The following is a 26,089-nucleotide window of genomic DNA, read 5'->3' as shown; positions in this document are numbered from 1 at the left end:
AGAATGCGCACGGGCCCCTGCGTTCCGGCCAGATTACAGCTTCACGGCCGCGTAAAGCTCGCCGACCTCCTTCAGGCTCAGCGCGCGGACCGTGCCGGCCTTGGTGCGGCCCAGCTTCACCGGACCGAACTCGATCCGGGCCAGGTCGATCACCCGGTGACCGGCCTCCTCCAGCATGCGCCGCACGACGTGCTTGCGGCCCTCGTGCAGCACCACCTCGACCAGCGCCTGCTGGCCGTGCTCCTGGACGATGGCGAAGCTGTCGGCCTTGGCGATGCCGTCCTCCAGCTCGATGCCCTGCTTGAGCCTGCGGCCCAGGTCGCGCGGGATCGGCCCCGGCACCTTGGCCCAGTACTTCTTCTGCACCCCGTAGCTCGGGTGCGTCAGCCGGTTGGCCAGCTCGCCGTCGTTGGTGAGCAGCAGCAGGCCCTCGGTCTCGGTGTCGAGCCGGCCGACGTGGAACAGGCGGGGAGCCAGCTCCTCGACGTAGTCGGCCAGGCACGGGCGGCCCTGCGGGTCGTCCATGGTGGACACGACGCCGATCGGCTTGTTGAGTGCGTAGTAGACGAGGTCGGGGGCGGTCGGGATGCGCTTGCCGTCGACGTGGATGACCTGGGCGGCGGGGTCGACCTTGGCGCCGAAGCGGCGCACGACCTGGCCGTTGACCGTGACGCGGCCGTCGCCGATCATCTCCTCGCAGGCGCGCCTGCTGGCCACGCCCGCCTGGGCGAGCACCTTCTGCAGGCGAACGCCGTTGGGCACCTCGGTGGTGTCGCGCTCGTCGGTGTAGTCGTCGTCGTAGAAGGCACGGTCGCGCAGCGGCTGACGGGCGGCCTTGACGCGCCTGGCCTGGGGGCTCTCGGCGCCGGCCGTACGACGTCCGCCGCCGAGCGTCTGCACGTCGTCGCGCCTCGGGGTGCGCGGCTGCTGCCCGCGGGGGTTGTCCTCGCGCCTGCCGAAGCGGGCGCGGGTGTTGCCGGCGGAGGCGGATCTGGGAGCGTCGTCCCTGCGCCCGCCGCGGTCGGCACGGAAGCCGCCGCGCTCCTGACGCTCGCCGTCGCCGCCGCGTACGGGACGCCCGTCGCCACGGGAGCCGGCGTAACCGCCACGCTCCCCGCGCCGCTCGCCCGCGTAGCCGCCGCGGCCCGCGGAGGATCCACCACGACCGCCGGAGAACCCGCCACGGCCGCCGGAGAACCCGCCACGGTCACCCGAGAAGCCACCGCGCTCGCCGGAGCCGCCACGGTCGCCGGAGTATCCACCACGGCCGCCGGAGCCGCCGCGGTCGCCGGAGTACCCGCCGCGCTCGCCACCGGCGTAGCCGCCGCGCTCACCGCGCCGGTCGCCGCCGTAGCTGCCGCGCCGGTCGTCGCCGAACCTGCTCCGGTCGCCGGGCCGGGAAGCCCCGCCGAAGCCCTCGCCACGCGGCCGGTCCCCGCCCTCACGACGCGGACGGTCGAAACCGCCCTCACGGCGTGGACGGTCGAAACGGTCGCCGCCACGCGGGCCGCGGTCACCGCGGTCGTCACGGGGACGGTCATCGCGGAAGCGGTCGCCATCGGCGGGCCGGTCGGCGCGCTGGTAGCGGTCGTCGCGCGCCGGACGGTCCGCGCGGTCGCCGCGCGAATAGCCGTCACGGTCGCCACCGGAACGCCCGAAGCGGTCACCACCGGAAGCGGGACGACCGGAACGGTCACCGCCGAAGCCGGGACGACCCGAACGGTCACCACTGAAACCGGGACGACCCGAACGGTCACCCCCGAAGCTGGAGCGCTCGCCACCGGGGCGACCCGAACGGTCACCGCCGAAGCCGGAGCGGTCGCCGCCGGAGGTGGGGCGGCCGGAGCGGTCGCCGCCGCGGAAGCCGGAGTCCTGGCGGGGCCGGTCGTCGCGGTCGCCGAAGCGGGCGCGGGCGCCGCCGCGGTCGGCGCGAAGGGAGTCGCGGCGGGGGTCGTCCCCGCCGAAGCCGCCGCCGGAGCCGTCGCGGCGGTTGTCGTCGGAGCGGAAGGCGGGACGCCCGCCGCGGCCGGAGCCGCCGGTACGTCCACGACCGCGTCCATCACCGGACGGGGTGCTGCGCCTGTTGATCACTTTGTTGTCTCCTCGAGGTTTTCCACGTCGTCGGGGAGGAAGGGGGCGAGCTCGGGAAGCTCGCTCAGGTCCCGCAGTCCCAGACGTTCCAGGAAGTATGAGCTTGTCCGGTAGAGCACTGCCTGGCTCTCCGGGTCGGTGCCGGCCTCCTCGACCAGCCCCCTGGCGACGAGCGTCCGCATGACGCCGTCGCTGTTGACGCCGCGTACGGCGGCGACACGGGCGCGGCTCACCGGTTGCCGGTAGGCCACGACCGCGAGGGTCTCCAGCGCGGCCTGGGTCAGCCGCGTCTGCTGGCCGTCGCGGACGAACCGCTCGACCAGCGCCGCGCAGTCGGCCCGCGTGTAGAAACGCCAGCCACCCGCGACTTCCCGCAGATCAAAACCCCGCCCGGCGGCCGTATATTCCGCCGCCAGCCCCCTGAGTGCCGCCGCGACCTCGTGGGTGGGGCGCTCCAGCACCTGGGCCAGCGTGATCTCGGCGACGGGCTCGTCGACGACCATCAGGATGGCCTCCAGGGCCGCCTCAAGAACGGGCCCTTCCGCCCGAACGCCCTCCTCCGGGCCCTGCTGCTCTTCCTCCAGGTCAGCGGCGGTGTCCACGGGCCGCTCGGGGCCCGCGGAAGGCGACTCGGTGAAGGACGACTCGGGCGACGGCGACTCAGGGGACGGCGACTCGGGCGACGGGGAGGGCTTCGGCGGCGCGACCGGCACTTCGGGGCCGGCGGGCAGGGCGGACGCCTCCTCCGGCGAGGACGGCTGGACGAGGGAGCCCGGGAGCGTCATCCAGGCGGGCAGCGGCGACCCCGAGTCGGGGGCCTTGCGGGGGCCCGGCAGGGGGTTGGGGTTGTCAGTCATTCGATGGTTTCTCCGCGGATTCCTCGTAGTCGTCCCCCACCGCGACGTCGCCGTCGTCGGCGCCCGTCCAGGTGACGTGGAGCTCTCCCAGCGCCTCGACCTGCTCGAACGTCACCGCGGACTCCCGGAACAGCTCCAGCACGGCCAGGAAGCGGGCGATGACCTGGAAGGTGCCCTCGCAGTCGGCCGTCAGCGCGCGGAAGGTGGCCCGGCGCAGCCTGCGCAGGTGCATGACCAGGATGGCCGCCTGCTCCTTGACGCTGGCCAGCGGCTGGTAGATGTGGCCGACGCTGACGGTGGGCGGCAGTTTCGGGGTGAACGCCTTGGCCGCGATGCGGGCGAGCTGCTCGGGCCCGATGCCGAGGATGAGCTCGGGCAGCAGGTTGGCGAACTGCGGCTCCAGCGACACCGTGCGGGGGAAGCGCAGGCTCTCCTCGGCCATCCGCCCCGCGAAGACCTTCGCGACCTCCTTGTACGCCTTGTACTGCAGCAGCCGGGCGAACAGCAGGTCTCTGGCCTCCAGGAGGGCGAGGTCCTCTTCGTCCTCCACCTCGCCGGACGGCAGCAGCCGGGCCGCCTTCAGGTCGAGCAGCGTGGCCGCGACCAGCAGGAAGTGGCTGGTCTGGTCGAGGTCCCACTCCGGGCCCTTGGACCGGATGTAGGCGATGAACTCGTCGGTGACCTTGGAGAGCGAGACCTCGGTGATGTCGAGCTTGTGCTTGGCGATCAGGCCGAGGAGCAGGTCGAAGGGGCCTTCGAAGACGTCCAGGTGTACCTGGAAGCCTTGGGGGGCCTCGGTCTGCTCTGCGGTCACCTGGCCATTGTCGCAGGAGCCGGCCAGCGCGAGAGCACCTCGCGGGCCAGTTCGCGGTAGGCGTTGGCGCCGAGGGACGACGGATCGAAGGTGGTGATCGGCTCGCCGGCGACGGTGGCGTCGGGGAAGCGGACCGTACGGTTGATCACCGTGTGGAACACCTTGTCGCCGAACGCCTCCACCACGCGGGCCAGCACCTCGCGGCCGTGCAGGGTACGGGCGTCGTACATGGTGGCGAGCAGGCCCTCGATCTCGAGGTCTTCGTTGAGCCGCTCCTGGACCTTGGAGATGGTGTCCATGAGCAGCGCCACGCCGCGCAGGGCGAAGAACTCGCACTCCAGCGGCACCATGACGCCGTGGGCGCAGGTCAGCGCGTTGATGGTGAGCAGGCCGAGCGACGGCTGGCAGTCGATGAGGCAGACGTCGTAGTGCGGCAGCAGCGGCTTGATCACCCGGCCGAGCACCTGCTCGCGGGCGACCTCGGTGACGAGCTGCACTTCGGCGGCCGACAGGTCGATGTTGCTGGGCAGCAGGTCGAGGCCCTCGACGCCGGTCTCCAGCAGGACGTCCTCGGCGGTGACGCCGCGGTCCATCAGCAGGTTGTAGACGGTCAGGTCGAGCTGGAGCGGGTTGATGCCCAGGCCGACCGAGAGCGCGCCCTGCGGGTCGAAGTCGACCAGCAGCACCTTCAGCCCGCACTCGACCAGCGCCGCGCCCAGGTTGATGGTGGTGGTCGTCTTGCCGACGCCGCCCTTCTGGTTGACCATCGCGACCACTCGCGCCGGGCCGTGCACCTGCGGCGGGACCGGTTCAGGGAACACCGGTCGCGGGCGCTGGGTGGGGCCCAGGTTGACGCCGTTGGAAGGCGCGTTGGTCTTGGTGTCACCCCAGGGGTTGTCGGGGGTCCCCGGGGTCGAACCCTTGGTCGTCACAGTCACCAGCTCGAACCTCCCTGACGATCCCGAACCGGACCGTCCGGACGGACACTATGGCGTCACCACTAAACGCGGCAAGGCGGCACGCCGGGGCACCGCGCACGCGCAAAAGACTATAGATCACTGCCGGGCGCGCGGGTGCGCCGCGGCGTAGACCTCGCGGAGTTTGTCGACCGTCACCAGGGTGTAGACCTGCGTGGTGGTGACGGAGGCGTGACCGAGCAGCTCCTGGACCACCCGGACGTCCGCGCCGCCGTCGAGCAGGTGGGTGGCGAAGGAGTGGCGCAGGACGTGCGGGCTGATGCCGGCCAGGCCGGCGCGTTCGGCCGCGGCCTGGAGCACTTCCCAGGCTCCCTGCCTGGTCAGCCGGCCGCCGCGGGCGTTGAGGAAGACCCCGGGGGTGCCGCGGCCGTGGGCCAGCAGGCCGGGCCTGGCGCGGACGAGGTAGGCGTCGAGCGCCGAGCGGGCGTAGCGGCCGAGCGGGACGACGCGGGTGCGGCCGCCCTTGCCGCGCAGTCGCACCTGGTCGGGTTCGAGGTCGTCCACGGCCAGGCCGACGGCTTCGGAGATGCGGGCGCCGGTGCCGTACAGGACCTCCAGCAGGGCGCGGTTGCGCAGGGTGAGCGGGGCGCCGTCGGGGCCGGAGGCGGCGATGAGGCGTTCGACCTCGTCGACGGCGATCGCCTTGGGCAGCCTGCGGAGCTGGCGCGGCGGGCGTACCTCGTGGGCGGGGTCGTGGGCCGTGACGCCTTCGCGCAGGGCGAACCGGTGGAGCCCCCGTACGGCCGAGACGGCCCGCGCGGCCGAGCTGGCCACGAGGGCGGGATGTTCCCGGTCGCCCTCGCGCAACGCGGCGAGGAAGGCCTGGACGTCGGCCTCCCCCACCTCGTCGAGCTTCAGCCGCCCGCGCGCCTGCAGATGTTCGAAGTATCGCCGCAGGTCACGGCGGTAGGACGCGAGCGTGTTGGCAGCCAGGCCCCGCTCCACCGCCAGATGGGCGAGGTAGCTGGAGAGCACCGCCTCCACGACATGGTCCTTCCGTCACGCCTCCGGGGCGTCGGCGGGGCGCAACAGGGCGAATCCCTCAACCGAAGCCGCATATGCGGCGAGGATACCGGCCACGGCCGGGGAATTGTGGATCATTCCCATGAGCGCCTTCTCGACCGCGTCGGACAGCGGCACCCATTCGACCGGCATGCCGATCTCCTCGTGCCGGTGGACGAAGGTGTTCTCCTCGTCGGGGATCCTGCTCAGGCCGCGGGCGAGGAAGACCCTGATCCGCTCGTCGGTCATGCCGGGAGAGGAGCGCAGGTCGACCAGGGTGTGCCAGGTGTCGGCGCGGTAGCCGGACTCCTCGGCGAGCTCGCGGGCCGCGGTGTCGGCGAGCGGTTCGCCCGCCACGTCGCGGATGCCGGCCGGCAGCTCCCACATGAGCTGCCGGGTGGGGTGGCGGTACTGCCTGATCATCAGGACGCGGTCGTGGTCGTCGAGCGCGAGCACGGCGACCGAGCCGGGGTGGACGACGTAGTCGCGGTCGGCGACCTCGTCCTGGGGCATCCTGACCGTGTCGGTGACGACCTTGATCACGTAGCCCTGGAAGTGCTCCTTGGACGCGACGACGTCCCACGCCTCGGGCGTGTCCTGAACGTTCACTTGCCGACCTTGGTGGTCACGCGGCTGTCGGCGTAGGTCAGGGCGGCGCCGATGAGGCCCTTGAACATCGGGTTGGCCCGGGTGGGACGGGAGCGGAACTCGGGGTGCGCCTGCGTGCCGATGAAGAACGGGTGCACGTCGACGGGCAGCTCGGTGTACTCCACCAGGCGGCCGTCGGGCGACAGGCCGGAGAAGACCAGGCCGACGTTCTCCAGGCGCTCGCGGTAGGCGTTGTTGACCTCGTACCTGTGACGGTGGCGCTCGTCGGCCTTGGCCTTGCCGCCGTAGAGCTGCCTGGCCAGGGTGCCCTCGCCGAGCTTGGCGGTGTAGCTGCCGAGCCGCATGGTGCCGCCCATGTCGCGCTCGCCGGCGACGACGTCCTCCTGGTCGGCCATGGTGGAGATGACCGCGTGCTTGGTGTCGGGGTCGAACTCGGCGGAGTTGGCGTCCTCGATGCCGGCCATGTTGCGGGCCGCCTCGATGACCATGCCCTGCATGCCGAGGCAGATGCCGAGCAGCGGGATCCGGCCCTCGCGGGCGTGCCGGATGGCGCCGATCTTGCCCTCGATGCCGCGCACGCCGAACCCGCCGGGGATCAGCACGCCGTCGACGCCGTCGAGCTCGCGCTCGGCGCCCTCGGGGGTCTCGCAGTCGTCGCTCTTGACCCAGCGGATGTTGACCCGCGCGTCGTTGGCGAAACCGCCGGCGCGCAGCGCCTCGGTGACCGACAGGTACGCGTCGGGCAGGTCGATGTACTTGCCGACCAGCGCGATCGTAACCTCCTTGGCCGGGCGGTGCACGCGGCGCAGGAGCTGCTCCCACTCCTTCCAGTCGACGTCGCGGAAGGGCAGGCCGAGGCGGCGCACGACGTAGGCGTCGAGGCCCTCGGCGTGCAGCACCTTGGGGATGTCGTAGATGGAGGCGGCGTCGACGGCCGAGACGACGGCGTCCTCGTCGACGTCGCACATGAGGCTGATCTTGCGCTTGATCGCCGTCTGGACCGGACGGTCGGAGCGCAGCACGATCGCGTCGGGCTGGATGCCGATGCTGCGCAGCGCGGCCACGCTGTGCTGGGTCGGCTTGGTCTTCAGCTCGCCGGACGGGCCGATGTAGGGCAGCAGCGACACGTGCAGGAAGAAGACGTTGTCGCGGCCGACCTCGTGCCTGATCTGGCGGACGGCCTCCAGGAAGGGCAGCGACTCGATGTCGCCGACCGTGCCGCCGACCTCGGTGATCACGACGTCGACGTCGGGGCCGGCCATGCCCCGGATGCGGTCCTTGATCTCGTTGGTGATGTGCGGGATGACCTGGACGGTGTCGCCCAGGTATTCGCCGCGCCGCTCCTTGGCGATGACGTTGGAGTAGACCTGGCCGGTGGTGACGTTGGCCGAGCCGTGCAGGTCGGTGTCGAGGAACCGCTCGTAGTGGCCGACGTCGAGGTCGGTCTCGGAGCCGTCGTCGGTGACGAAGACCTCGCCGTGCTGGAACGGGTTCATCGTGCCGGGGTCGACGTTGAGGTAAGGGTCGAGCTTCTGCATGGTGACCCGGAGACCGCGCCCCTTGAGCAGCCGGCCGAGGCTGGAGGCCGTGAGCCCCTTGCCGAGACTGGAGGCGACACCGCCGGTGACGAACAGATGCTTGGTTTGCGATGCGCTGCGCAAAGGGGCTCCCGTGGCTCGAATGGTGGCCGAAGTGTCCACGGGCTCTCAGGATATCAAACAACGCCCCTCACATGCCTGAACGGCATGACCTAGCGGTAACTTTGGGCCCTATGTCACTAGTACGCCGGGCCATGGGCGCACTGATTCACCGTGCGTACGCGGCGATCCGCCACGCCGGGGCGATCTCCCCGGACTCCACGGCGGGTTACCGTTTCCGCCGGATCGGCGAGGGAGTCAGCATCGCCTTCCCGCCGGGGGCGATCTTCGGCGAGCGGTGGATCGAGATCGGCGAGCACACGCTGATCGGCGAGCGCGTGTCGATCTCCTGCGGCATGTGGCCGGGCGTCGAGCTCGGCCCGGACTCGATCCTGCGGATCGGCGGCTCGTGCTCGATCGGCAGGGGCTCGCACATCGTGGCCCACCAGTCGATCGACATCGGCGACCACGTCTTCACCGGCCCGTACGTCTACATCACCGACCAGAACCACGTCTACGACGACCCCGAGACGCCGATCGGGCGGCAGTGGCCGCGCAACAGCCCGGTCTCGATCGGCGCCGGGTCCTGGCTCGGCACGGGCGCGATCATCCTGCCGGGCACGGTCCTCGGGCGGCAGTGCGTGGTGGCGGGGGGCGCGGTGGTGCGCGGCGAGTTCCCCGACCACAGCGTGGTCGCCGGGGTGCCCGCCAAGCGCGTCCGCGGGTACACGCCGGAGCTCGGCTGGCACGCCCCCGGCGCCGCCGAGGCGGCCGCCGCGATCGCCCTGGCGCTCGACGGGCAGACCGGGCCGTCCTGAGATCCGGGACGCCCGGACCCGGGAACGGGGATGGACCGAACAAGCTTCTGGAGGTTAGCGTCGGTGCATGCGGACCGCCATCTGTGAGCGCCTGGGCGTCGAGTTCCCGTTGTTCGCCTTCAGCCACTGCCGCGACGTGGTGGCCGCGGTCACGAATGCGGGCGGGTTCGGGGTGCTGGGGGCCGTCGCGTACTCGCCGGAGCGGCTGGACGCCGAGCTGACCTGGATCGACGAGCGCGTGGGCGGGCGGCCGTACGGGGTGGACGTGCTCGTCCCCGGCCGGATCGACGCCTCGGCGCTCGACCTGCGGGCCCACCTGCTGGACTTCGTGCCCGACCGCCACCGCGACTTCGTCGCCCACCTGCTGTCCAAGTACGGCGTGAACGCGCCGCCGCAGCCCCTGAGCGCGGTGGCCGACGAGTTCGGCCGGCGGGTGACGGCGCCGGGGGCGACCGCGCTGGTCGACGCGGCGCTCAAGCACCCGATCGGACTCATCGCCAGCGCGCTCGGACCGCCGCCGCCGGAGATGGTGGCGGGCGCCAGGCAGGCGGGCGTGCCGGTGGCCGCGCTGGTCGGGACCGTGGAGCACGCCCGCAGGCAGGTGGCGGCCGGGGCGGACATCGTCGTGGCCCAGGGCACCGAGGCGGGCGGCCACACCGGCGAGATCTCCACGATGGTGCTCGTGCCGCAGGTCGTGGACGCGGTCGCGCCGGTCCCGGTGCTGGCCGCGGGCGGCATCGCCTCGGGACGCCAGATGGCCGCGGCCATGGCGCTCGGGGCCGAGGGCGTCTGGTGCGGCTCGGTGTGGCTGACCACCGAGGAGGCGGAGACGTCGCCCGCGCTGCGGCGCAAGCTGCTGGCCGCCTCGTCGCTGGACACCGTCCGGTCCCGGTCGCGCACGGGCAAGCCGGCGCGGCAGCTCAGGTCGGCCTGGACCGAGGAGTGGGACTCCGGGCCGGAGAGCCCGGGGCCGCTGGGCATGCCCCTGCAACTGCTGCTGGCCGAGGGGGCGATGGCCCGCATCGGCGCGGCGGCCGACCGCGGCGACCCCGGGGCCGTGGAGCTCGTCACGTACTACGTGGGCCAGGTGGTGGGCCAGCTCGATCGCGTGCGACCGGCCCGTGACGTGGTGTACGACATGATCAGCGAGTTCACCGACGCCGTGACCCGTCTCTCGTCCTCCTGAGTGGTTCCTCCCGTTTGGCCCGATAGCATGCGCGTGTGGTCGGGACACCGCCTGAGCTGGAGCGTGGCACCGGGGTTCCCGCGCACACGCAGATCGAGCAGTGGCTGCTGGCGGCGATCTCCTCCGGCGAGATGGCCCCGGGCGACCGGCTGCCCGGCGAGCGGGAGCTGGCCGCCCGCCTCGGCGTGAGCCGGATGACCCTGCGCCAGGCCCTGGCCACCCTCGAACGCGACGGCGTGCTGATCAGGCTCCCCGGCAGGTCGGGCGGCGCGTTCGTGGCCGAGCCGCGCATCGAGTGCGACCTGACGGGCCTGGCCGGGTTCACCGAGCAGATGCGCCGCGCCCACCTGCGGGCCGAGGCGCGGATCCTGACGGCCGCCACCGTGCCCGCGCCGGCGGCCGTGGCCGCCGCGCTCGGCGTCGGGCCGGGCGAGCCGGTGCACGAGGTGGCCCGGGTGCGGTCGGCGGGCCGCTCGCCGGTGGCGCTCGAACGGTCCTTCTTCCCCGCGCTGCCCGGTTTCCTGGACGAGGACCTCGGCGGCTCGCTCTACGCCCTGCTGGGCGGCCGCTACGGGCTGGAGCCGCGGACCGCGGTCGAGCATCTGGACCCGGTGATCGCCGGTCCGGAGGAGGCGGCCGAGCTGGGCATCGCGGCGGGCGCGCCGCTCATGCTGATCGAGCGCACGGCCTACGCCGCCGACGGCGCCCCCGTCGAGTACGCCCGCGACCTGTTCCGCCCCGACCGGGTGCGCCTGTCGGTGCGCAGCGGCGTCACCGCGCCCGCGACCCCGCCGGGTCGTGCAGCGGCTCCCTGACCACGACGCCCGGCACCCACTCCCCCTCGACCTCGACCTCCACCTCGGCCCCCGGCCCGACCGGCAGGTACGCGTAGGCGATCGACCGCTCGACCGTGTACCCGTAGCCGCCGGAGGTGACCCGGGCCACGACCTGGCCGTCCACCCGGACGGGCTCGTTGCCCAGGGCGACCGCCCGCGGGTCGGCCAGGGTGAGGCAGCGCAGGCGGCGGGCCGGGTCGGGGTCGAGGGCGTCGCGGCCGAGGAAGTCCTTGCCGGGCTTGACGCAGAACCCGAGCCCGGCCTCGTACGGCGTCGTCTCGGGCCCGATGTCGGCGCCCCACACCCGGTACCCCTTCTCCAGCCGCAGGCTGTCGATGGCCCGGTAGCCGCCCGCGACCAGCCCGTACGGCTCGCCCGCCCGCCACAGCGTCTGCCACAGCGCGAGCCCGTACTCGCTGGAGCAGTACAGCTCCCAGCCGTGCTCCCCCACGAACGTCACCCGCAGCGCCAGCGCGGGCACGTCGCCCACGGTGAGCTCCCGGGCCGACATGAACGGCAGGTCCGGCGGGTCCGGGGTCAGCCCGGCCAGGATGTCCCGGGCCTTCGGGCCCCACAGGGCGAAACAGGCGTACTGGCCGGTGACGTCGGCGATCCTGGCCGTCGAGCCGGTGAGCGCGGCCTGCCGGCGCAGCCAGGCGAGGTCGCGGGAGCCGGACGCGGTGCCGGTGACGATGAGGAACTCCTGCTCGCCGCGCCGGGTGACGGTGAAGTCGCACTCGATGCCGCCGCGCCGGTTCAGCGCCTGCGTGTAGGTGACGGCGCCCACCTGACGGGCCACGTGGTTGTCGCACACCCATTCCAGCAGGGCGGCGGCGTCCGGACCGGTGACCTCGATCTTGGCGAAGGAGCTCTCGTCGAACAGCCCGGCCGTGGTGCGGGTGGCGCGGTGCTCGGCCCCGACGGCGGGCGACCACAGGCGTCCGGCCCAGCCGCGGGGGCGCTCGTCCGTGCCGTCGGGGGCGGCGGAGTAGTGGTTGACCCGCTCCCAGCCCGCCTTCTCGCCGAAGACCGCCCCGTGGGCGGCGTGCCAGGAGTAGGCGGGCGAGACCCGCAGTGGGCGTCCGGCCGCGCGCTCGTGGCCCGGGTAGCGGATGTCGTAGTACGTCTCGTAGTTCTCGACCGAGCGTTTGACCGTGTACGACGGCGACCGGTACTGGCGGCCGAAGCGGCGCACGTCCATGTGGTGGACGTCCATGCCGGGCTCGCCGTCGACGATCCAGTCGGCCATGACCCTGCCGATGCCGCCCGCGCCGGCGATGCCGTGGGCGCAGAAGCCGGCCGCCACGAAGAACCCGCCCACCTCGGTCTCCCCCAGGCAGAACTCGTTGTCCGGGGTGAACGCCTCCGGCCCGTTGATCAGCTTGCGGATGCCGACGTCGGCCATCGCGGGCACCCGGATCCGGGAGTTGGCGGAGATCTCCTCCAGGCGCGGCCAGTCCTCGGGCAGCAGCCTGCCGTTGAAGTCGGCCGGCACGGCGTCGTAGGAGGTCGCGGAGGCCGTCCAGGGGGCGCAGGTGCGCTCGTAGCCGCCCATCACCAGGCCGCGCACCTCCTGCCGGTAGTAGACGAGCAGGTCGGGGTCGCGCAGCGTGGGCAGGACGGGGTGGTCGTGGCAGGCGTCGGTGACGACGTACTGGTGGGACATCGGCACGATCGGGACGCGCACCCCGGCCATGCGGCCGATCTCGGCGGCGAACATGCCGCCGCAGTTGACCACGATCTCGCAGGCGATGTCGCCCTGGTCGGTGCGGACGCCGGTGACGCGCCCGCGCTCGACGTCGATGCCCAGCACCCGCGTACGGGTGCGCAGGCGGGCGCCGCCCTCGCGGGCGCGGGAGGCGAGGGCGTAACACAGCATCGAGGGGTCGATCTGGCCGTCGGTCGGCAGGTACGCCGCTCCCACCACCCCCGACGGGTCCATCAGCGGGAACAGCTCAACCGCCGCGGCGACCGAGATCTCCTCCAGCGGCAGCCCGAACGTCCTGGCCCAGCCGATCTGGCGGCGGATCTCGGCCATCCGCTCGGGGGTGGAGGCCAGCTTGAGCCCGCCGCACTCGGTCCAGCCGGCGTCCAGGGTGCGGTAGAGCTCGACGGAGTACTGGTTCATCCGGGTCAGGGTGGGGTCGGAGCGGAGCTGGCCGACCAGGCCCGCCGAGTGGAAGGTGGAGCCGCTGGTGAGCTCGTCCCGCTCCAGCAGGACGACGTCGCGTTCGCCGCGCCGGGTGAGGTGGTAGGCGACGGACGCGCCGCCCACCCCGCCGCCGATGATCACGATGCGGGCCGAGTCGCTCATGGTCGCGAGGCTAACCCGCGTACCCTAAAAGGTCTAGACCGTTTAGGACGGCGGAGCTAGCATCGATCATGGCGATCGCCCGGGTCCTCGACCGCATCCCGCTGCTGTCCGGCCTGCCGCGCTCCGTCGAGGAGCTGCCCGGCGGGATGACCAACCGCAACTACAAGGTCACCACCCCGGACGGGGTCTACGTCGTGCGGGTGGCCGCCAGCGACGGCTCCCTGCTGGGCATCGACAAGGACGCCGAGCACGCCGACTCGCTCGCCGCCGCGCGGGCCGGGGTCGGGGCGCCCGTGCACGGCTACCTGCCGGAGGCGGGCGTGCTGGTGATCGGGTTCCTGCCGGGCCGGACGTTCACCGAGGCCGACCTGTGGGAGCCGGCGAACCTGGCGCGGGTGGCGGAGGTGTGCCGGCGGTTGCACGCGGGGCCGCGCTTCGTCCGCGATTTCGACATGTTCGAGGTGCAGCGGGGGTATCTGCGGATCGTCCAGGAGCGAGGTTTCCGACTTCCTGCGAAATATCTGGATTTCATGCCCGTCACCGCAGAAATCAGGAAATGTCTGGCGGTACGCGCCGAGCCCACCGTCCCCTGCCACAACGATCTCCTTCCCGGCAACATCGTCGAGAGCGGCGAACGCCTCCACCTCATCGACTACGAGTACGCCGGCAACAACGACCCCTGCTTCGAGCTCGGCAACCTCTGGAGCGAGGCGGACCTGCCGCCCGGCCACCTGGAGGAGCTCGTCACCGCCTACTACGGCCGCCGCCTGCGCCACAGGATCGCCCGCGCCCGGCTGCTCGGCCTGATGTCCAAGTACGGCTGGACCCTGTGGGCCTCGATCCAGGACGGCGCCAACGACACGATCGACTTCGACTTCTGGTCCTGGGGCATGGAGAAGTACGAGCGTGCGGCGGCCGAGTTCACCCGGCCGGGCCTGGCCCGCGTGATGGAGGCCGCGGCGGGGGCAGACTAGGGGGATGTTCGCCGCGCTGACCGGTCTCGGCCTCTCCACCGCCGCCGGCCTTAACGCCTACATCCCGCTCCTGGTCGTGGGCGTGCTGGCCAACCTCACCGACAAGGTGAAGCTGCCCGACGGCTACGCCTGGCTGTCGAACTGGGGCGTGCTGGCGATCATCGCGGTGCTGCTGCTCGCCGAGATGGTGCTCGACAAGGTGCCGGCCGTCGACACCGTCAACGACGCCATCCAGACCGTGGTGCGCCCGGCCGCGGGCGGCGTGGTCTTCTCCGCCACCAACGCCGCCGCCGAGCTCGACCACTCGACCTGGATGACCGAGAACCCGTGGGCCGGCTGGCTGCTGGGCATCGTGATGGCGCTGGCCGTCCACACGCTGAAGGCGACGGCCCGTCCGGTGATCAACGCGGGCACGGCGGGGGTGGGCGCGCCCGTGGTGAGCACCGCCGAGGACGCCGGCTCGCTCGGCATGAGCCTGATCGCGGTGTTCCTGCCGGTGCTGGTGATCGTCGCGCTGCTGCTGTTCGTCGTGCTCGCGTGGTGGACCTTCCGGCGGGTACGCCGGCTGCGCGCCCGGCGCAGGATCAGGAGGAATCCACCCGCAGGCTGAGTACGCCTCACCCTGCGGGCTGATTCGCCGCCCCGTCCGGCGCTTCTACGGTGTTCCCTCATGAAGCGAGTCATCATCACGGGGGGAGTCGCTGCTCTCGGCCTGGCCGCGTCGGTCGCGCCCGCCCCGGCGTCGGCGTCGGCGTCGGCGAGCGTCACGGTCGTCGCCGCCAAGCTCGACGGCCCGCGCGGCCTGACCTTCGGCCCCGACGGCGCCCTGTACGTCGCCGAGTCCGGTTCCGGCGGGAAGATCAAGTGCGCGACCGTGCCCGCCGAGCCGGGCGGCGAGGCGAGCAAGGTGTGCCTCGGTCTCACCGGGAAGATCTCCAAGCTGGCCGACGGCACGCTGACCACCGTGGTCAAGGACCTGCCCTCGGCCGGCTCCGACGGCCTCGGCACCGGCCCGCACGACGTCGCCTTCGCCGCGGACGGCTCCATGCTGGTGCCCGTCGGCCTGGGCGGCAACGGCAAGCTGCGGGCCGACCTCGGCCCCAAGGGCCGCACCCTCGGCACGCTGCTGAAGATCAAGGACGGGAAGTCGTCCGTCATGGGCGACCTGCTGGCGTTCGAGGTCAACCACAACCCCGACAAGAAGGACAAGGGCAGCGCGATCGACTCGTACCCGTTCGCGGTCGTGCCGACCCCGCAGGGCGGCGCGCTGGTCACGGACGTGGGCGGCAACGACGTGCTCCAGGTCAGCGCGTCGGGCAAGGTGACGCTGCGGGCGGTGTTCCACGCGCGCAAGGTCGCGGCGCCGGCCATGCTCAAGCTGCCCAAGGGCAGCAAGGTGCCGATGCAGTCGGTGCCGATGGGCATCGCGGCCGCCCCCGACGGCTCCTACTACGTGGCGGAGCACGCCGGGTTCCCGCAGCCCGACGGCGTGGCCAGGGTGTTCAGGCTGGCCGGGAAGAAGGCCGAGACCGCCGTCAAGGGCTTCACCACCGCGGTCGACGTCGCCTTCGACGCCTCGGGCCGGCTGCTCGTGCTCGGCTCGGTCGGCCCGGTGCCCGCCGACCACCAGCCCCGTACGTCGCTCTACCGCATCGAGGCCGACGGCACGCGCACCGAGCTGCTCAAGCCGGGCACGCTGACCGTGCCGCTGGGCATGGCGGTCGCCGGCGACGGTTCGGTCTACGTGTCGAACAAGGGCTTCACCCCCGGCAAGGGCGAGATCGTCCGGGTGGAGCCGCCCGCATAGACGTGTGAGCGCCATGGCCCCCAACCCCCGTGGCGCGCTCACACGGAGGGCCCGGCAGCAGCGTCCGCGCTGCCGGGCCCTTCACCATGCCGGTCAACGCCGGTCGATACCGGTCAATGCCGGTCAACGCGCCCTGAGCCAGCCCTCCAGCACGCGGACGAACTCCGCCGGGCGCTCCTCGTGCAGCCGGTGGCCCGAGCCCTCCCAGCACACGACCTTCGAGCCCGGATGCTTGAGCAGCCCGGACTCCCAGGCCGCGCGTCCGGGGTCGGCCCAGATCGACAACACCGGGCAGCGCCGGCGGGCCAGGTACTCGTCGCTGACCGGCCGCACGCCGATGGCCCCTGGGCCGGTGAACATGGCCTCGAACGCCTCGGCCAGCACGTGCGGGGGCATGCCGTACAGGCGGCGTTTGTGCCAGCGCCGGATGACGGCGGGGGTCGCGGAGGTGGTGCACCACCGGTCGATCTCCTCGGCGGCGGCGTGCGGGTGCGCGCCGCGCAGGCCCGCGATCATGCCGGGGAAGCCCGCGGCGAGGTCCTGGCCCATGCCGTAGCCGGGGTCGAGGGTGACCAGCGCCCGTACGCGGCCCGGATGCTCGACCGCGAGGATCGAGACGACCTGGCCGCCCATGGAGTGGCCGACCGCGACCACCTCGGGGACGTCCAGGCGGTCGAGCAGCGTGTTCAGGTCCTCGGCCATCGCCTGGGGGGTGTTGCCGGTCTCCGGGACCGAGGAGTAGCCGTGGCCGCGCAGGTCCACGGCGATGACGCGGTGGCGGGCGGCCAGGGCGTCGATGTGCCAGGACCACTGGTGGGAGTCGGCGCCCCAGCCGTGCACGAGCAGCAGCGGCGGGTCGCCGGCGCCGTCGTCGGTGTAGAAGAGGCTGATGGTTACCGAAATTTCGGCGTACGGCATGAAAAATCCCCTTATTTGACGGCGCGGATGGCGGCGCACACCCGGTCCGTGGCGTCGGCGGCGGCGGGCAGGATCGCGCCCGTGCCGAAGAAGCCGTGGAACAGGCCCTCGTACCGGACGCACTCCGCCTCGACCCCGGAGTGGCGCAGGTGGCGGGCGTACGCCTCGCCCTCGTCGCGCAGCGGGTCGTGCCCGGCCGTGATCACCAGGGCCGGCGGCAGGCCGCTCACGTCCGCGCCCAGGGGCGAGCTGTACGGCTCCCCGCGCCGCTCCCGGTCGGGCTGGTAGCAGTCCCAGAACCACCGCATGTGCGCCGTCGTCAGGAAATATCCCTCGCCGTTCTGGTCGTACGAGGGCCAGTGACGGACGCCGTCCGTCGCGGGATAGACCAGCACCTGCAGCACGATCGGCGGCCCGCCCTCCTCGCGCGCCCGCAGGCAGGTGACGGTGGCGAGGTTGCCGCCCGCGCTGTCGCCCGCCACCACCAGCGCCCCCGGGTCGGCGCCGAGCCCGGCCGCGTGCTCGTGGGCCCACCGGGTGACGGCGAAGGCGTCCTCGACGGCGGCCGGATAGGGGTGCTCGGGCGCGAGCCGGTAGTCGGCGGCGACCACCACCGCCCCGGACCCGGCGCAGATCTGCCGGCAGACGCCGTCGTGGCTGTCCAGCGACCCCAGGGTGAAGCCGCCGCCGTGGAAGTACACGACGAGCGGCCGCCTTTCGGCGCCCTCCGGTGGCCAGTAGATCCGCACGGGGACGCCCGCCGCGTCGCGGTCCTCCACCCGGCCCACGGGCATCGGCTCCGGGCTCGGGACCGAGGCCAGCACCCGCCGTGCCTCCTCCGGATCCCAGGGGCCCTCGCCCTTGGGGAAGAACTCGCTCATCAGGTCGATGACCGCGCGGGTCGGCTCGTCAACGGCCATCTCCGGCCCCCTCCTCCGCGACGGGAGCGGCCTCGCGCGGGACGGAGCCGAGCAGGGCCGTCTCCCCCGCCGTCCAGCCGCCGTCGATCGCCAGCTCCGCGCCCGTGACGTACGAGGCCGCGTCGGACAGCAGGAACGCGATGGCCTCGGCGACCTCCTCGGGCTCACCCCATCGCCCGGCGGCGGCCAGCGGGAACGTGCCCTCGCCCGAGACCGCCCCCAGCGAGGTCGTCATCGGGGTGACGATCATCCCGGGATGCACCGAGTTCACCCTGATGCGGTCCCGCCCGAACTCCAGCGCCGCGATCTTGGTCAGCCCGCGTACGCCCCACTTCGACGCGCCGTACCCGCCCGTGCCGGGCAGCGCGGTCAGCCCCGCGACCGACGAGAGGTTCACCACGGCCCCGCCGCCGGACGCCCGCATGGCCCCGGCCACGGCCTTCAGCCCGAGGAACACGCCGACCAGGTTCACCTGGAGCACCCGCTCGAACTCCGCCAGGGTCTGCTGCTCGATGGTCCGCACGGTGACGATCCCGGCGTTGTTCACCAGCCCGTCGAGCCGCCCGTGCGCCTCGACGGTCGCGGCCACCACGGCCGCCCACTGCTCCGGGTCCGTCACGTCGTGCGGGACGAACGTGCCTCCGACGTCCTTGGCGGTGGCCGTCCCCTCCTCGGTGAGCACGTCGGTGAGCACGACCCGCGCCCCGGCCGCCGCGCACCGGCGCGCCGTGGCCGCGCCCATGCCCCGGGCGGCGCCCGTGATGATCACTACCTTGCCGTCGAGCACGCGCACCCCTCATCCGAGACGACCGAACATGTGCACTGAAACACGCGCCCACGTCCCCGATCAAGAGCTTGCTCGGCACGGTCGGCGGAACCCGGGATCCCCGTCGCGCGTTGAACCCCTTGGGGGTCGAACTATCCTTCTAGGCAACAACCCAACGGGAGGTGGCGGAGATCAGCGAGTTCCTTGTCATCGTGCTGGCCATCCTGGCGTTTCTCCTGCTGCTGACCGGCGTGGGCGTCTATCTGCTGGTCAAGGTGGGCAAGAAGGCGGCCAAGAAGGCCCGGCAGGCCACCACCCGGCTGACCACGCACGTCAACGCCATGGGCACCGGCGACGCGGCCGAGGTCGAACGCCTCCGCCTCGACCTGCGCCGCGAGGTGACCCTCACCCGCCAGGCCGTCGAACAGGCCCAGCAGCGCGGCTGGGGCCTCGGCGACCTGCCCCGGCTGCTGGCCGACCTGTCGGCCCAGGCCGACGTGCACGACGGCCAGCTCGCCACGTACGCCCAGCAGCGCCGCGTCTCGCCGTACGTCGACCACGCCGCCCTCGACCGGCTGCGCGAGCACCAGGCCAAGCTGACCGCCATGTGCGCCCGCATCCGCGCCGACCTCCTGGGCGACCAGATGCACCACGCGTCCTCCGGCATCGACGAGCTGTACTCGCGCACGGAGCTGGAGATCGAGGCCCGCCGCCGTCCCCCGGACCCGCTGGACCAGATCGACGAGCTCTACCGCCGCTCGATGGAGCAGCGCAAAGACCACTCCTGAGGTCCGCCTGACGTGGCACCATGAGCGCGCCGAGCGCTCGTCCGGAAGGTGCCCGCCCGATGTCCCCAGCCGTGCCCGCCCGGTCGCGCCCCTTCACCGCGGCCGGCCCGCTCGACGCGCTCCCGTCGGACGCTCCCCGGCACGCCGAGCTGATCGACGGCGTGCTCGCGACGCGGCCGCCGCAGAGCGCCTTCCGCATGTTCGCGACCCGGCTGTTCGAGCGGTCGCTCAGGCCGCCCGCGCACCTCGCGGTGATCCGCTCGATGACCGTGGCCCTCGGGCCGCGCCTGCTGCTCGCGCCGGACGTCCTGGTGGCCCCCAGGTCGGCGATCGGCCCGGCCACCACGTCGTTCCGTCCTGATCAGGTGCATCTCGTCTGCGAGGTGGTCCCGGCGGCGTCCCGGGAGCGGGATCGCCGTACCAGGCCGATCAGGTACGCCGGGGCGGGCATCGAGCACTACTGGCGGGTGGAGTGCGAAGACGACCAGCCGGTGGTGCACGCCTTCCACCTCGACCGCGACGCCGGGGCCTACGTGTCCGCCGGCGTCCATCGCGGGCGGCTGCGCCTCGACGTCGGTTTCGACGTGGACATCGACCTCGGTCTGGAATGGCCGCCCGCCTAGCTCCGGGCGTGGCCATGAGGGGCCCAGACGGTCCTCAGGCTCCTCGGCGGCGCGGACCGGCAGCGGCCGGGGTCAGCGGTGGCGGCGGTACTGCAGTTCCATGATCCCTCCGTCGGAGGCGAAGCTGGAGACCAGGTCGAGCCGGTAGGACTTGGGGAAGCCGTCGAACAGCCGGGTGCCCTCGCCCGCGACGTAGGGGAACACGCTCAGCCGGAACTCGTCGATCAGGTCGAGCCGCATGAGCGACCGCCAGAGGCCGACACCGCCCCAGACCAGGATGTGGCCGTCGCCGTCCAGCCGGAGTTTGTCGATCTCCTCCGCCGGGTCGCCGTCGGCGACGGTGGTGTTGGCCCAGTCGGCCGTCTTCATGGTCCGGGAGAAGACGACCTTGCGCCCGGCGGTCAGAATGTCGGCGAACGGGTGGTCGGTGGCGGTCGTCATGCCCTTGGCGATGCCCTCGTAGGCGTTGCGGCCCATGACGTGCGCGTGCGCGCTCCGCAGGAAGTCGAGGTAGGCCGGGGAGTCGGGCCGGTTGTTCTCGGGCAGGTCGAAGCAGAACTTCCAGAAGTCGGTGCCCTCGTCGGCGAGCAGGCCGTCGAGGGAGTAGTTGAAGACCGTCGCTATGAGCTTCCGCATGATCGCATCTCCGTGGTCGCGGGTCGTCCGGTGACACGTACGACACCGGAGCCGCCCGGAAATCATCGGTGTCCGGCCGGCAGCTCAGTACTTGTCGACGCAGATGGTCAGCGCGGGGACGGGCCACGTCCAGGAATGCCTGGTCACGCCATCGCAGGCGGTGGCGTCCTTGTCGGCGTTCCCTCGCAGAACGCGCCGCACGGTGAACGTCTTCGGCGCTCGGCATTTCCGGGCGAAGTCCACGTACTCATCGTTCTTCGACCACTTGTAGCAGTAGTTCCGCCCGAACTGGTAGGCCAGGCAGTACAGCACGTCGTCGTGGATGAGATAGCGGTGGTTGGTCGTGCCGTCGCAGAGCCCCGAGGGAGTGGTGATGGAGGCCACCCGATAGGGCGCGCCCTGCTTGCAACTGTCGACCACCGGCGCGTCCGGCAGGCCGGACAGGCAGTCGCCGACCTCGAAGGCGGCCGCCGGCTCGCTCGCCGCCGAGGTCGGGGCCACAGTCGGGGCCACGGTCGGGGCCGAGGTGGGTGGCGCCTGGGTGGGGAAGTCGGCGGGCGCGGGGAACGACGACGACGACGTCTCGGCGGGCTCGGCCGTGGCCTCCGAAGAGCCGGTCAGGGCCTCGCGTACGTTGTTCTTGACCACGTTCTTCGCGACCACCGCGAGCACCACCAGCACGACGGCCACCACCGCGGCCCCGATGCCGATCATTTTCGACCGTCCGGCACCCGAAGCCGCCTCGGCCTGCCGGGCAGGCGGCGAGACCGGCTCCGGCCGCGCGGCCTCGCGTAATCGCTCGGCCCATTGCGCGGGCATGGGGCGGCTGAACGGGGGCTGGTCGAGCGCGGTCGTGGCGAACTCCGCCAGGCCGGGATGGACGGCGGCCAACGCGGACACGTCGGTGGTGGACGGACCACGGGCGAAGACGCGGATGGCCAGCAGCGCGAACTGGTAGGCGTCACCCTGCGGCGTCCCCGGCTGCTCCCCGGCGGGGATCCGCCGGTCGGGCGGCGTCTTCACGGGCGGCAGCGCCCGCGCTCCGCCCAGCCCCATCGCGTCGCAGCCGATGAGGAAACATCCCGGCGGCGGCTCTGTCGTGAACAGCACGTTCTCAGGGGACAGGTCGCCGACGACGACGCCCGCCGCGTGCAGGCGGGCGAGCGTGTCGGCGAGATCGGCCAGGATCAGCAGGCGGTCGCGGTCGGTGACGTCCTCCTGCCCGAACAGGCGGTCGAGGGTCGCGAGCCGGCGTACGGCGCCGGACGGGCCGGGCGTCTCGCGGAAGAACCGCTGTGGCACGGTCCGCATCAGGAAGCCGACGACGGCGCCGTTCTCCTCCACCAGTTCGGCGGGCCAGGCCGCGCGCTCCTCCAACCAGGCGACGTCCGAGGGCGAGAGACGGCCGGCCAACTGCGTCATCGCGGTGAGGACGGCGACGTCGAGGCCCGGTCGGACGTCGTAGTCGATCTCCTTGTACGCGACGCCCGGCCGGCCGTTGATCCGGCCGCTGAGCTCCTCGTGAACCATTCCCTGGCCCTCACGGCCGAGCGGCCGCCCGAGGGCGAGCTTTGCGCGGCCGATCACGGTTTGTCACCTCTGGCCTTGACCATGCAGCGACCCTAGTTCCGCGGGCACCGGAGATCAAAGAGACATGTCTCACCTCCGGCACCGGGCCGTTCGGCCGCCGACGACTTTCCCAAGAGGAAAACAGATGCTACTTTCCTTACAGGAAAGCAGTAGCCGATCCCGGAGAAGGCCCATGAACCAGCACGACGCCCAGACTTCGCTCGACGACATCCACCGCCTCCAGGCCAGGACCCGGCAGCAGATCGTCCGCCAGAGCTTCGCGCTCCCCCGCGTGCTCGTCTCCGCGCTCGGCCTCTTCGTCATGCTCGCGGCCTTGGACCTGCCGAGCCCGTGGTTCTACCTCGGCGCGGCGCTCGGGGTGGTCGTGTACGCGGGCGTGGGGATCGTCTACGAGCACCGGGCCTCGGTCCGGCGGAAGGCCACCGGCCGGGAGGCCCTGTTCCACGGCGTGCTGCTGGCCTGCGTCATGGTGGCCTTCGGCATCGGCCGGATCGCCTCCTTCGCGCTGTTCGACCTGCCGCCGCACGGGCTGCTGTCGCAGGCGGTCGCGGGCGCGGTGGTGGCGGCCCTGGCGTACGTCGCGGCCACGCCCGTCAACCGCCTGGTCATGAGGTCGATCGTGCGGCAGGACGGCGGGGTCGCCTGATGGATCCGCTCTTCGACGAGTTCCTGCACGTCCCGGCGCGTCTGTCCATCGTGGCGCTGCTGGCGCCGGCCGAATGGGTGGACTTCGGCTTCCTCAGGGACTCGGTCGGCACCAGCGACTCGGCGCTGTCCAAGCAGGTCTCCGCGCTGGCCGCCGCCGGGTATGTGGTCGTCCGCAAGGACCAGGACAAGCGAGCGCGGCGGACGTACGTGCAGCTCACCCCGCAGGGGCGGTCGGCCTTCCAGCGGCATGCGGCGGCCCTGGAACGGATCGTCGCCCTCGCCCGCGACTCCGCCGCCCGCCCCGCCGCCGACCAGTAGTGACGGGCCCCGCCGGGGCCTTCGGCAGGGCGCGTGTCGCGCTCAGCTGTTCCAGTCCGCGTAGATCACGGCGGCCAGTTCCTGTTCCGTGGCGCCCTTGCGGGCCAGGGCCTTGGTGGCCTGGGCCTGGGCCGTCGTGGGCAGGCGGCCCTCGATCAGCACGGGCAGCGAGAGCCGGCGCACCAGCACCTCCGTGGCCGCGATCCCGTACGGGCGGCGCGTCACGGCCACGTTGACCCGCAGCGCGTGCTCGTTGCCGGGCGGCACGCCGGGGCGGTCGATCTCGACGGCCGAGTAGCGGAAGCCGTTCGCGAGGTCGCAGGAGGCGCATCCGGCCGGGCCGCGGCTCAGCCGGCCGCCGCACTCGGGGCACGTCAGGCGGTCGTAGGCGGCGTCCACGACCCGCCACGGGTGCTTGTCGGGCTCGTCGACCACCATGCGGGCGATGAGCTGCTCGTCCGGCGGGGCCACGGTGCCGAACTCCGCCAGCAGGAAGGCACGCCAGCCCTCCTCGACCAGTTCGTCCACCAGCCCGGCGCAGCGGTCGCAGTCCGGCGCGCCGGCGGGTTCCTGATGTCCGCACACCTCACATCGCCGCATGGCCGAACCGTACAAGCCTGGCTGGTCGCGGCGCACCCGGTTATCGGGCCGCCGTTTATTCGATTGCGAGTGCCGTGCCGGACCCGGCATACTCGTCCGCGTCGATCGCAGCGAGACGAAGGGAGGCTGAGACCGTGACGACCGTTGCCCGCGTGCCGTTTTCCGCGACCTCAGACCTTCCCACCAGGTGTCCGCTGACCTGATCCGTCCGGCGAGCCGGTGGGGCCTCGAAACTGGAGACATCTCACCGTGCCCAAGCACTCGCAACACCGCCGCCGTGGCAAGTTCGCGCTCGACGCCGACGACATCGAATGGCTCGAAAGCGCCCCCGAGACCGATGACGGCCCGTCCGAGGGCGACCGCTGGTCCACCTGGGACCAGAGCACGCCCACCGAGAAGGGGCCGAAGCCGCACCCCGGCTGGCTGGTCACCGAGCTGGCCGCCGTCGACACCGAGCTCGGCCTGCTCAAGACCGGCAAGGAGGCCGACGTCCACCTGATCTCGCGGGGCGTGCCGGGCACCGACCGGGTCTGCCTGCTGGCGGCCAAACGTTACCGCTCCTCCGAGCACCGCCTGTTCCACCGGGACTCCGGCTACCTGGAGGGCCGCAGGGCCCGCGAGAGCCGGATGAACCGGGCGATGGCCAACCGCACCGCCTTCGGCAAGCAGGTGATCGCCGCGCAGTGGGCGGTGGCCGAGTTCACGGCGCTCTGCCGGCTGTGGGAGCTGGGGGTGCCGGTGCCGTACCCGGTGCAGATCGTGGGGACGGAGATCCTGGAGGAGTTCGTCGGCACTCCCGACGGGTACGCCGCCCCGCGCCTGGCCCAGGTCTCCGACGGCCTCGACGACCTGTGGGAGCAGCTCGTGGCGGCCATGGTGACGCTGGCCGCCGAAGGGCTGGCGCACGGGGACCTGTCGCCGTACAACCTGCTGGTGCACCAGGGGCGGCTGGTGATCATCGACCTGCCGCAGATCGTCGACGTGATCGCCCATCCCGCGGGCCCGTCGTACCTGGAACGGGACGCCCGCAACGTGGCCACCTGGTTCGCCGCCAAGGGCGTGGCCGCCGCGGACCCCGAAGCGCTCGCCGACCTGCTCCGCAAGGAGTCCGGCCGGACGTGACCGGCGGAACGCGCGCGGCCCGGCCGCCGGAGCGCCGGGCCCGTCCGCGCGGATCGGCTACGTACGGGCGGTGGCGGGCAGGGGCCGTTCCTCCCCTGCCACCGCCGGGAGCCGGGTGTCGAGGAGGACGCGTACCGCGCCCACCCACACCATCGCCGAGCCCAGCAGGTGGGCCAGGACGACGACCTCGGGCAGGTCCGTCACGATCTGCGTCAGGCCGACGAGCCCCTGGCCGAGCAGCACGGCGAGGAACAACGTGGTGCGCTGATGGGCCGCCGAGCCCGGCTCGCGCCGGGTCCTGAGCCACAGGGCGACGGCCAGGCCGAGGCTGAGCGCGGCGGCGACCCCGTGCAGCCAGACCATCGCCGTCCAGTTGAACGGCATGCGCGGCACGTCGGAGGAGTCACCCGCGTGCGGCCCGGTGCCGGTGACGATCGTGCCGGCCGCGACCAGCACCGCCACGGACGCCACCAGCGCCGCCGGAAGGCGGCCCACCGGCACGGAGAGCGGCCGCGCGGGCCGGTCGAGCAGGCGGGCCTTGTGCCAGACGACCGTGGTGGCGGTCAGGAACAGCACGGCGGCCAGGAAGTGCGCGGCGACGAGGTACGGGCTCAGCCGCGCCCACACGGTGAGGCCGCCGACGACCGCGTTCAGCACGACGATCCAGAACTGCACCCAGCCCCACCGGGTCAGCTCGGGCACCGGACGGCGCTGCAGCCGGGCCACGACGATGAGCCAGCCGACGGCGACGCACACGACCCCGGACAACACCCGGTTGGTGAACTCGATCGCGCCGTGGACGCCGAGCTCGGGCGTGGCCGCGAAACCGGCCTCCGAGCAGCGCGGCCACCCGTCACAGCCCAGCCCGGAACCGGTCAGCCGGACGACTCCGCCAGTCACGATGATCATCAGGCTGGTGGCCAGCGCCGCGCCCGCGGCCCGTCGCAGGGCGGCTCGTTCGAAGGCGACCCGGGCGGCGAGCCACTGGAAGGGAGTGGTCATGGGGGAAGAGGTCTCTCTGCTGCTCGGCGAACCGCCGCGGGGCGGCCGAAAACACGATCAAGACCTTACTCTACAGCCCGTAGAGCACCCCTTCCGGCTCCACCTCCTCGGCAGGCGTCCAGAGCCGTGCGGCCCCCTAGCGGCAATGCCGGGAAGTTAAGGGCTTTGGGCTGCTGTCAACTGGTGTTCGGTGAGGATGTTGATGGTGGTGCTCGCGCGGTGGTTGGTGCGGTCGA

26 protein-coding genes are annotated in these 26,089 nt (G+C 72.4%); 11 read left to right on the top strand and 15 right to left on the bottom strand.

The window, feature by feature from the left end; all coding sequences use genetic code 11:
• Window positions 1-33: 33 nt before the first annotated feature.
• The 7 genes from ACIBK9_RS49430 to ACIBK9_RS49400 form a co-directional block, all read right to left on the bottom strand.
• The gene (locus ACIBK9_RS49430) at window positions 34-2,091 is read right to left on the bottom strand and encodes a pseudouridine synthase (RefSeq protein ID WP_397166188.1); all 2,058 of its coding nucleotides are present in this window, start codon (window positions 2,089-2,091) and stop codon (window positions 34-36) included.
• Window positions 2,088-2,675 (bottom strand): SMC-Scp complex subunit ScpB, encoded by a 588-nt coding sequence (gene scpB / locus ACIBK9_RS49425; RefSeq protein WP_397166392.1) that lies wholly within the window; start codon window positions 2,673-2,675, stop codon window positions 2,088-2,090. Before scpB ends, ACIBK9_RS49430 begins: the two co-directional genes overlap by 4 nt.
• A 265-nt stretch (window positions 2,676-2,940) precedes the next feature.
• Complete coding sequence (locus ACIBK9_RS49420; protein ID WP_397166186.1) at window positions 2,941-3,762, bottom strand: segregation and condensation protein A; 822 nt, start codon at window positions 3,760-3,762, stop codon at window positions 2,941-2,943.
• A complete protein-coding gene (locus ACIBK9_RS49415; protein WP_387645452.1) occupies window positions 3,759-4,694 on the bottom strand; it encodes a ParA family protein in 936 nt (311 codons plus the stop codon). Before ACIBK9_RS49415 ends, ACIBK9_RS49420 begins: the two co-directional genes overlap by 4 nt.
• 123 nt (window positions 4,695-4,817) lie before the next feature.
• Window positions 4,818-5,723, bottom strand: a complete 906-nt coding sequence (locus tag ACIBK9_RS49410; RefSeq protein WP_352358212.1) for a site-specific tyrosine recombinase XerD — start codon at window positions 5,721-5,723, stop codon at window positions 4,818-4,820.
• 15 nt (window positions 5,724-5,738) lie between these two features.
• The gene (locus tag ACIBK9_RS49405) at window positions 5,739-6,350 is read right to left on the bottom strand and encodes an NUDIX domain-containing protein (protein WP_397166184.1); all 612 of its coding nucleotides are present in this window, start codon (window positions 6,348-6,350) and stop codon (window positions 5,739-5,741) included.
• The gene (locus ACIBK9_RS49400) at window positions 6,347-8,011 is read right to left on the bottom strand and encodes a CTP synthase (protein ID WP_358293745.1); all 1,665 of its coding nucleotides are present in this window, start codon (window positions 8,009-8,011) and stop codon (window positions 6,347-6,349) included. Before ACIBK9_RS49400 ends, ACIBK9_RS49405 begins: the two co-directional genes overlap by 4 nt.
• A gap of 131 nt (window positions 8,012-8,142) precedes the next feature.
• Between ACIBK9_RS49400 and ACIBK9_RS49395 the strand changes: the two genes are divergently transcribed.
• The 3 genes from ACIBK9_RS49395 (at window position 8,143) to ACIBK9_RS49385 (ending at window position 10,806) form a co-directional block, all read left to right on the top strand.
• Window positions 8,143-8,805, top strand: coding sequence for a DapH/DapD/GlmU-related protein (locus ACIBK9_RS49395; protein ID WP_397166182.1), 663 nt, complete (start codon window positions 8,143-8,145; stop codon window positions 8,803-8,805).
• A 67-nt stretch (window positions 8,806-8,872) separates the two neighbouring features.
• Window positions 8,873-9,991, top strand: coding sequence for an NAD(P)H-dependent flavin oxidoreductase (locus ACIBK9_RS49390; RefSeq protein WP_397166181.1), 1,119 nt, complete (start codon window positions 8,873-8,875; stop codon window positions 9,989-9,991).
• 35 nt (window positions 9,992-10,026) lie between these two features.
• The gene (locus ACIBK9_RS49385) at window positions 10,027-10,806 is read left to right on the top strand and encodes a GntR family transcriptional regulator (RefSeq protein WP_397166180.1); all 780 of its coding nucleotides are present in this window, start codon (window positions 10,027-10,029) and stop codon (window positions 10,804-10,806) included.
• On the opposite strand, the gene ACIBK9_RS49380 is transcribed toward ACIBK9_RS49385, so the two are convergent.
• The gene (locus tag ACIBK9_RS49380; protein ID WP_397166178.1) at window positions 10,763-13,141 is read right to left on the bottom strand and encodes an FAD-dependent oxidoreductase; all 2,379 of its coding nucleotides are present in this window, start codon (window positions 13,139-13,141) and stop codon (window positions 10,763-10,765) included. The two genes, ACIBK9_RS49385 and ACIBK9_RS49380, sit on opposite strands and share 44 nt — an antisense overlap.
• 68 nt (window positions 13,142-13,209) lie before the next feature.
• Here ACIBK9_RS49380 and ACIBK9_RS49375 point away from each other — a divergent pair, with 68 nt between their 5' ends.
• From ACIBK9_RS49375 to ACIBK9_RS49365, 3 genes are read left to right on the top strand one after another with little or no spacing between them, the layout of a single operon-like run.
• On the top strand, window positions 13,210-14,115 hold the full coding sequence (locus tag ACIBK9_RS49375; RefSeq protein WP_397166176.1) for a phosphotransferase: 906 nt from the start codon (window positions 13,210-13,212) through the stop codon (window positions 14,113-14,115).
• A 4-nt stretch (window positions 14,116-14,119) separates the two neighbouring features.
• Window positions 14,120-14,725: a DUF4126 domain-containing protein gene (locus ACIBK9_RS49370; protein WP_397166174.1), complete on the top strand. Its 606-nt coding sequence runs from the start codon at window positions 14,120-14,122 to the stop codon at window positions 14,723-14,725.
• A gap of 60 nt (window positions 14,726-14,785) precedes the next feature.
• On the top strand, window positions 14,786-15,922 hold the full coding sequence (locus ACIBK9_RS49365) for a ScyD/ScyE family protein (RefSeq protein ID WP_397166172.1): 1,137 nt from the start codon (window positions 14,786-14,788) through the stop codon (window positions 15,920-15,922).
• A 123-nt stretch (window positions 15,923-16,045) separates the two neighbouring features.
• Here ACIBK9_RS49365 and ACIBK9_RS49360 read toward each other — a convergent pair whose 3' ends face one another.
• Genes ACIBK9_RS49360 through ACIBK9_RS49350 form a run of 3 tightly spaced genes read right to left on the bottom strand, consistent with a single transcriptional unit; the run spans window position 16,046 to window position 18,547 of the window.
• Window positions 16,046-16,840: an alpha/beta fold hydrolase gene (locus ACIBK9_RS49360; protein WP_397166171.1), complete on the bottom strand. Its 795-nt coding sequence runs from the start codon at window positions 16,838-16,840 to the stop codon at window positions 16,046-16,048.
• Window positions 16,841-16,851: 11 nt separating this feature from the next.
• On the bottom strand, window positions 16,852-17,760 hold the full coding sequence (locus tag ACIBK9_RS49355; protein WP_397166169.1) for an alpha/beta hydrolase: 909 nt from the start codon (window positions 17,758-17,760) through the stop codon (window positions 16,852-16,854).
• The gene (locus ACIBK9_RS49350; protein ID WP_397166167.1) at window positions 17,750-18,547 is read right to left on the bottom strand and encodes a glucose 1-dehydrogenase; all 798 of its coding nucleotides are present in this window, start codon (window positions 18,545-18,547) and stop codon (window positions 17,750-17,752) included. The genes ACIBK9_RS49355 and ACIBK9_RS49350 overlap by 11 nt, the downstream gene beginning before the upstream one ends.
• Before the next feature lie 161 nt (window positions 18,548-18,708).
• On the opposite strand from ACIBK9_RS49350, the gene ACIBK9_RS49345 reads away from it, so the two are divergent.
• Both ACIBK9_RS49345 and ACIBK9_RS49340 read left to right on the top strand, forming a co-directional pair.
• Window positions 18,709-19,314, top strand: a complete 606-nt coding sequence (locus ACIBK9_RS49345; RefSeq protein WP_387666666.1) for a hypothetical protein — start codon at window positions 18,709-18,711, stop codon at window positions 19,312-19,314.
• 59 nt (window positions 19,315-19,373) lie between these two features.
• Window positions 19,374-19,937, top strand: a complete 564-nt coding sequence (locus ACIBK9_RS49340; protein ID WP_397166166.1) for a Uma2 family endonuclease — start codon at window positions 19,374-19,376, stop codon at window positions 19,935-19,937.
• A gap of 72 nt (window positions 19,938-20,009) precedes the next feature.
• On the opposite strand, the gene ACIBK9_RS49335 is transcribed toward ACIBK9_RS49340, so the two are convergent.
• Entirely contained in the window at window positions 20,010-20,573 is a 564-nt protein-coding gene (locus ACIBK9_RS49335) for a dihydrofolate reductase family protein (protein WP_397166164.1), read from the bottom strand.
• A gap of 84 nt (window positions 20,574-20,657) precedes the next feature.
• Complete coding sequence (locus ACIBK9_RS49330) at window positions 20,658-22,160, bottom strand: hypothetical protein (RefSeq protein ID WP_397166162.1); 1,503 nt, start codon at window positions 22,158-22,160, stop codon at window positions 20,658-20,660.
• Window positions 22,161-22,335: 175 nt separating this feature from the next.
• Here ACIBK9_RS49330 and ACIBK9_RS49325 point away from each other — a divergent pair, with 175 nt between their 5' ends.
• Together ACIBK9_RS49325 and ACIBK9_RS49320 are read left to right on the top strand one after the other, a co-directional pair.
• On the top strand, window positions 22,336-22,809 hold the full coding sequence (locus ACIBK9_RS49325) for a hypothetical protein (protein ID WP_397166161.1): 474 nt from the start codon (window positions 22,336-22,338) through the stop codon (window positions 22,807-22,809).
• Window positions 22,809-23,129, top strand: a complete 321-nt coding sequence (locus ACIBK9_RS49320) for a winged helix-turn-helix domain-containing protein (RefSeq protein WP_397166159.1) — start codon at window positions 22,809-22,811, stop codon at window positions 23,127-23,129. The genes ACIBK9_RS49325 and ACIBK9_RS49320 overlap by 1 nt, the downstream gene beginning before the upstream one ends.
• A gap of 42 nt (window positions 23,130-23,171) precedes the next feature.
• On the opposite strand, the gene ACIBK9_RS49315 is transcribed toward ACIBK9_RS49320, so the two are convergent.
• Window positions 23,172-23,729 (bottom strand): hypothetical protein, encoded by a 558-nt coding sequence (locus ACIBK9_RS49315; RefSeq protein WP_387666654.1) that lies wholly within the window; start codon window positions 23,727-23,729, stop codon window positions 23,172-23,174.
• A 249-nt stretch (window positions 23,730-23,978) separates the two neighbouring features.
• Here ACIBK9_RS49315 and ACIBK9_RS49310 point away from each other — a divergent pair, with 249 nt between their 5' ends.
• Entirely contained in the window at window positions 23,979-24,851 is an 873-nt protein-coding gene (locus ACIBK9_RS49310; RefSeq protein WP_397166156.1) for a serine protein kinase RIO, read from the top strand.
• A 57-nt stretch (window positions 24,852-24,908) separates the two neighbouring features.
• Here the strand turns inward: ACIBK9_RS49310 and ACIBK9_RS49305 are convergent, their stop codons facing one another.
• Window positions 24,909-25,853 (bottom strand): heme A synthase, encoded by a 945-nt coding sequence (locus ACIBK9_RS49305; protein WP_397166155.1) that lies wholly within the window; start codon window positions 25,851-25,853, stop codon window positions 24,909-24,911.
• Between the last annotated feature and the right edge of the window lie 236 nt (window positions 25,854-26,089).

The organism is Nonomuraea sp. NPDC050227 (genome assembly GCF_044459705.1).
Classification (GTDB): Bacteria; Actinomycetota; Actinomycetes; order Streptosporangiales; family Streptosporangiaceae; genus Nonomuraea.
Note: the sequence above shows the minus strand (reverse complement) of the source record. Positions and strands in the feature narration are given on the sequence as shown.

What these genes read in the sequence shown, in the direction of transcription:
- ACIBK9_RS49395 (WP_397166182.1), top strand. Translation starts at nt 8,143, where the DNA reads ATGGGCGCACTGATTCACCGTGCGTACGCGGCGATCCGCCACGCCGGG.
- ACIBK9_RS49390 (WP_397166181.1), top strand. Translation starts at nt 8,873, where the DNA reads ATGCGGACCGCCATCTGTGAGCGCCTGGGCGTCGAGTTCCCGTTGTTC.
- ACIBK9_RS49380 (WP_397166178.1), bottom strand. Translation starts at nt 13,141, where the DNA reads ATGAGCGACTCGGCCCGCATCGTGATCATCGGCGGCGGGGTGGGCGGC.
- ACIBK9_RS49375 (WP_397166176.1), top strand. Translation starts at nt 13,210, where the DNA reads ATGGCGATCGCCCGGGTCCTCGACCGCATCCCGCTGCTGTCCGGCCTG.
- ACIBK9_RS49370 (WP_397166174.1), top strand. Translation starts at nt 14,120, where the DNA reads ATGTTCGCCGCGCTGACCGGTCTCGGCCTCTCCACCGCCGCCGGCCTT.
- ACIBK9_RS49365 (WP_397166172.1), top strand. Translation starts at nt 14,786, where the DNA reads ATGAAGCGAGTCATCATCACGGGGGGAGTCGCTGCTCTCGGCCTGGCC.
- ACIBK9_RS49360 (WP_397166171.1), bottom strand. Translation starts at nt 16,840, where the DNA reads ATGCCGTACGCCGAAATTTCGGTAACCATCAGCCTCTTCTACACCGAC.
- ACIBK9_RS49355 (WP_397166169.1), bottom strand. Translation starts at nt 17,760, where the DNA reads ATGGCCGTTGACGAGCCGACCCGCGCGGTCATCGACCTGATGAGCGAG.
- ACIBK9_RS49340 (WP_397166166.1), top strand. Translation starts at nt 19,374, where the DNA reads ATGTCCCCAGCCGTGCCCGCCCGGTCGCGCCCCTTCACCGCGGCCGGC.
- ACIBK9_RS49335 (WP_397166164.1), bottom strand. Translation starts at nt 20,573, where the DNA reads ATGCGGAAGCTCATAGCGACGGTCTTCAACTACTCCCTCGACGGCCTG.
- ACIBK9_RS49325 (WP_397166161.1), top strand. Translation starts at nt 22,336, where the DNA reads ATGAACCAGCACGACGCCCAGACTTCGCTCGACGACATCCACCGCCTC.
- ACIBK9_RS49320 (WP_397166159.1), top strand. Translation starts at nt 22,809, where the DNA reads ATGGATCCGCTCTTCGACGAGTTCCTGCACGTCCCGGCGCGTCTGTCC.
- ACIBK9_RS49315 (WP_387666654.1), bottom strand. Translation starts at nt 23,729, where the DNA reads ATGCGGCGATGTGAGGTGTGCGGACATCAGGAACCCGCCGGCGCGCCG.
- ACIBK9_RS49305 (WP_397166155.1), bottom strand. Translation starts at nt 25,853, where the DNA reads ATGACCACTCCCTTCCAGTGGCTCGCCGCCCGGGTCGCCTTCGAACGA.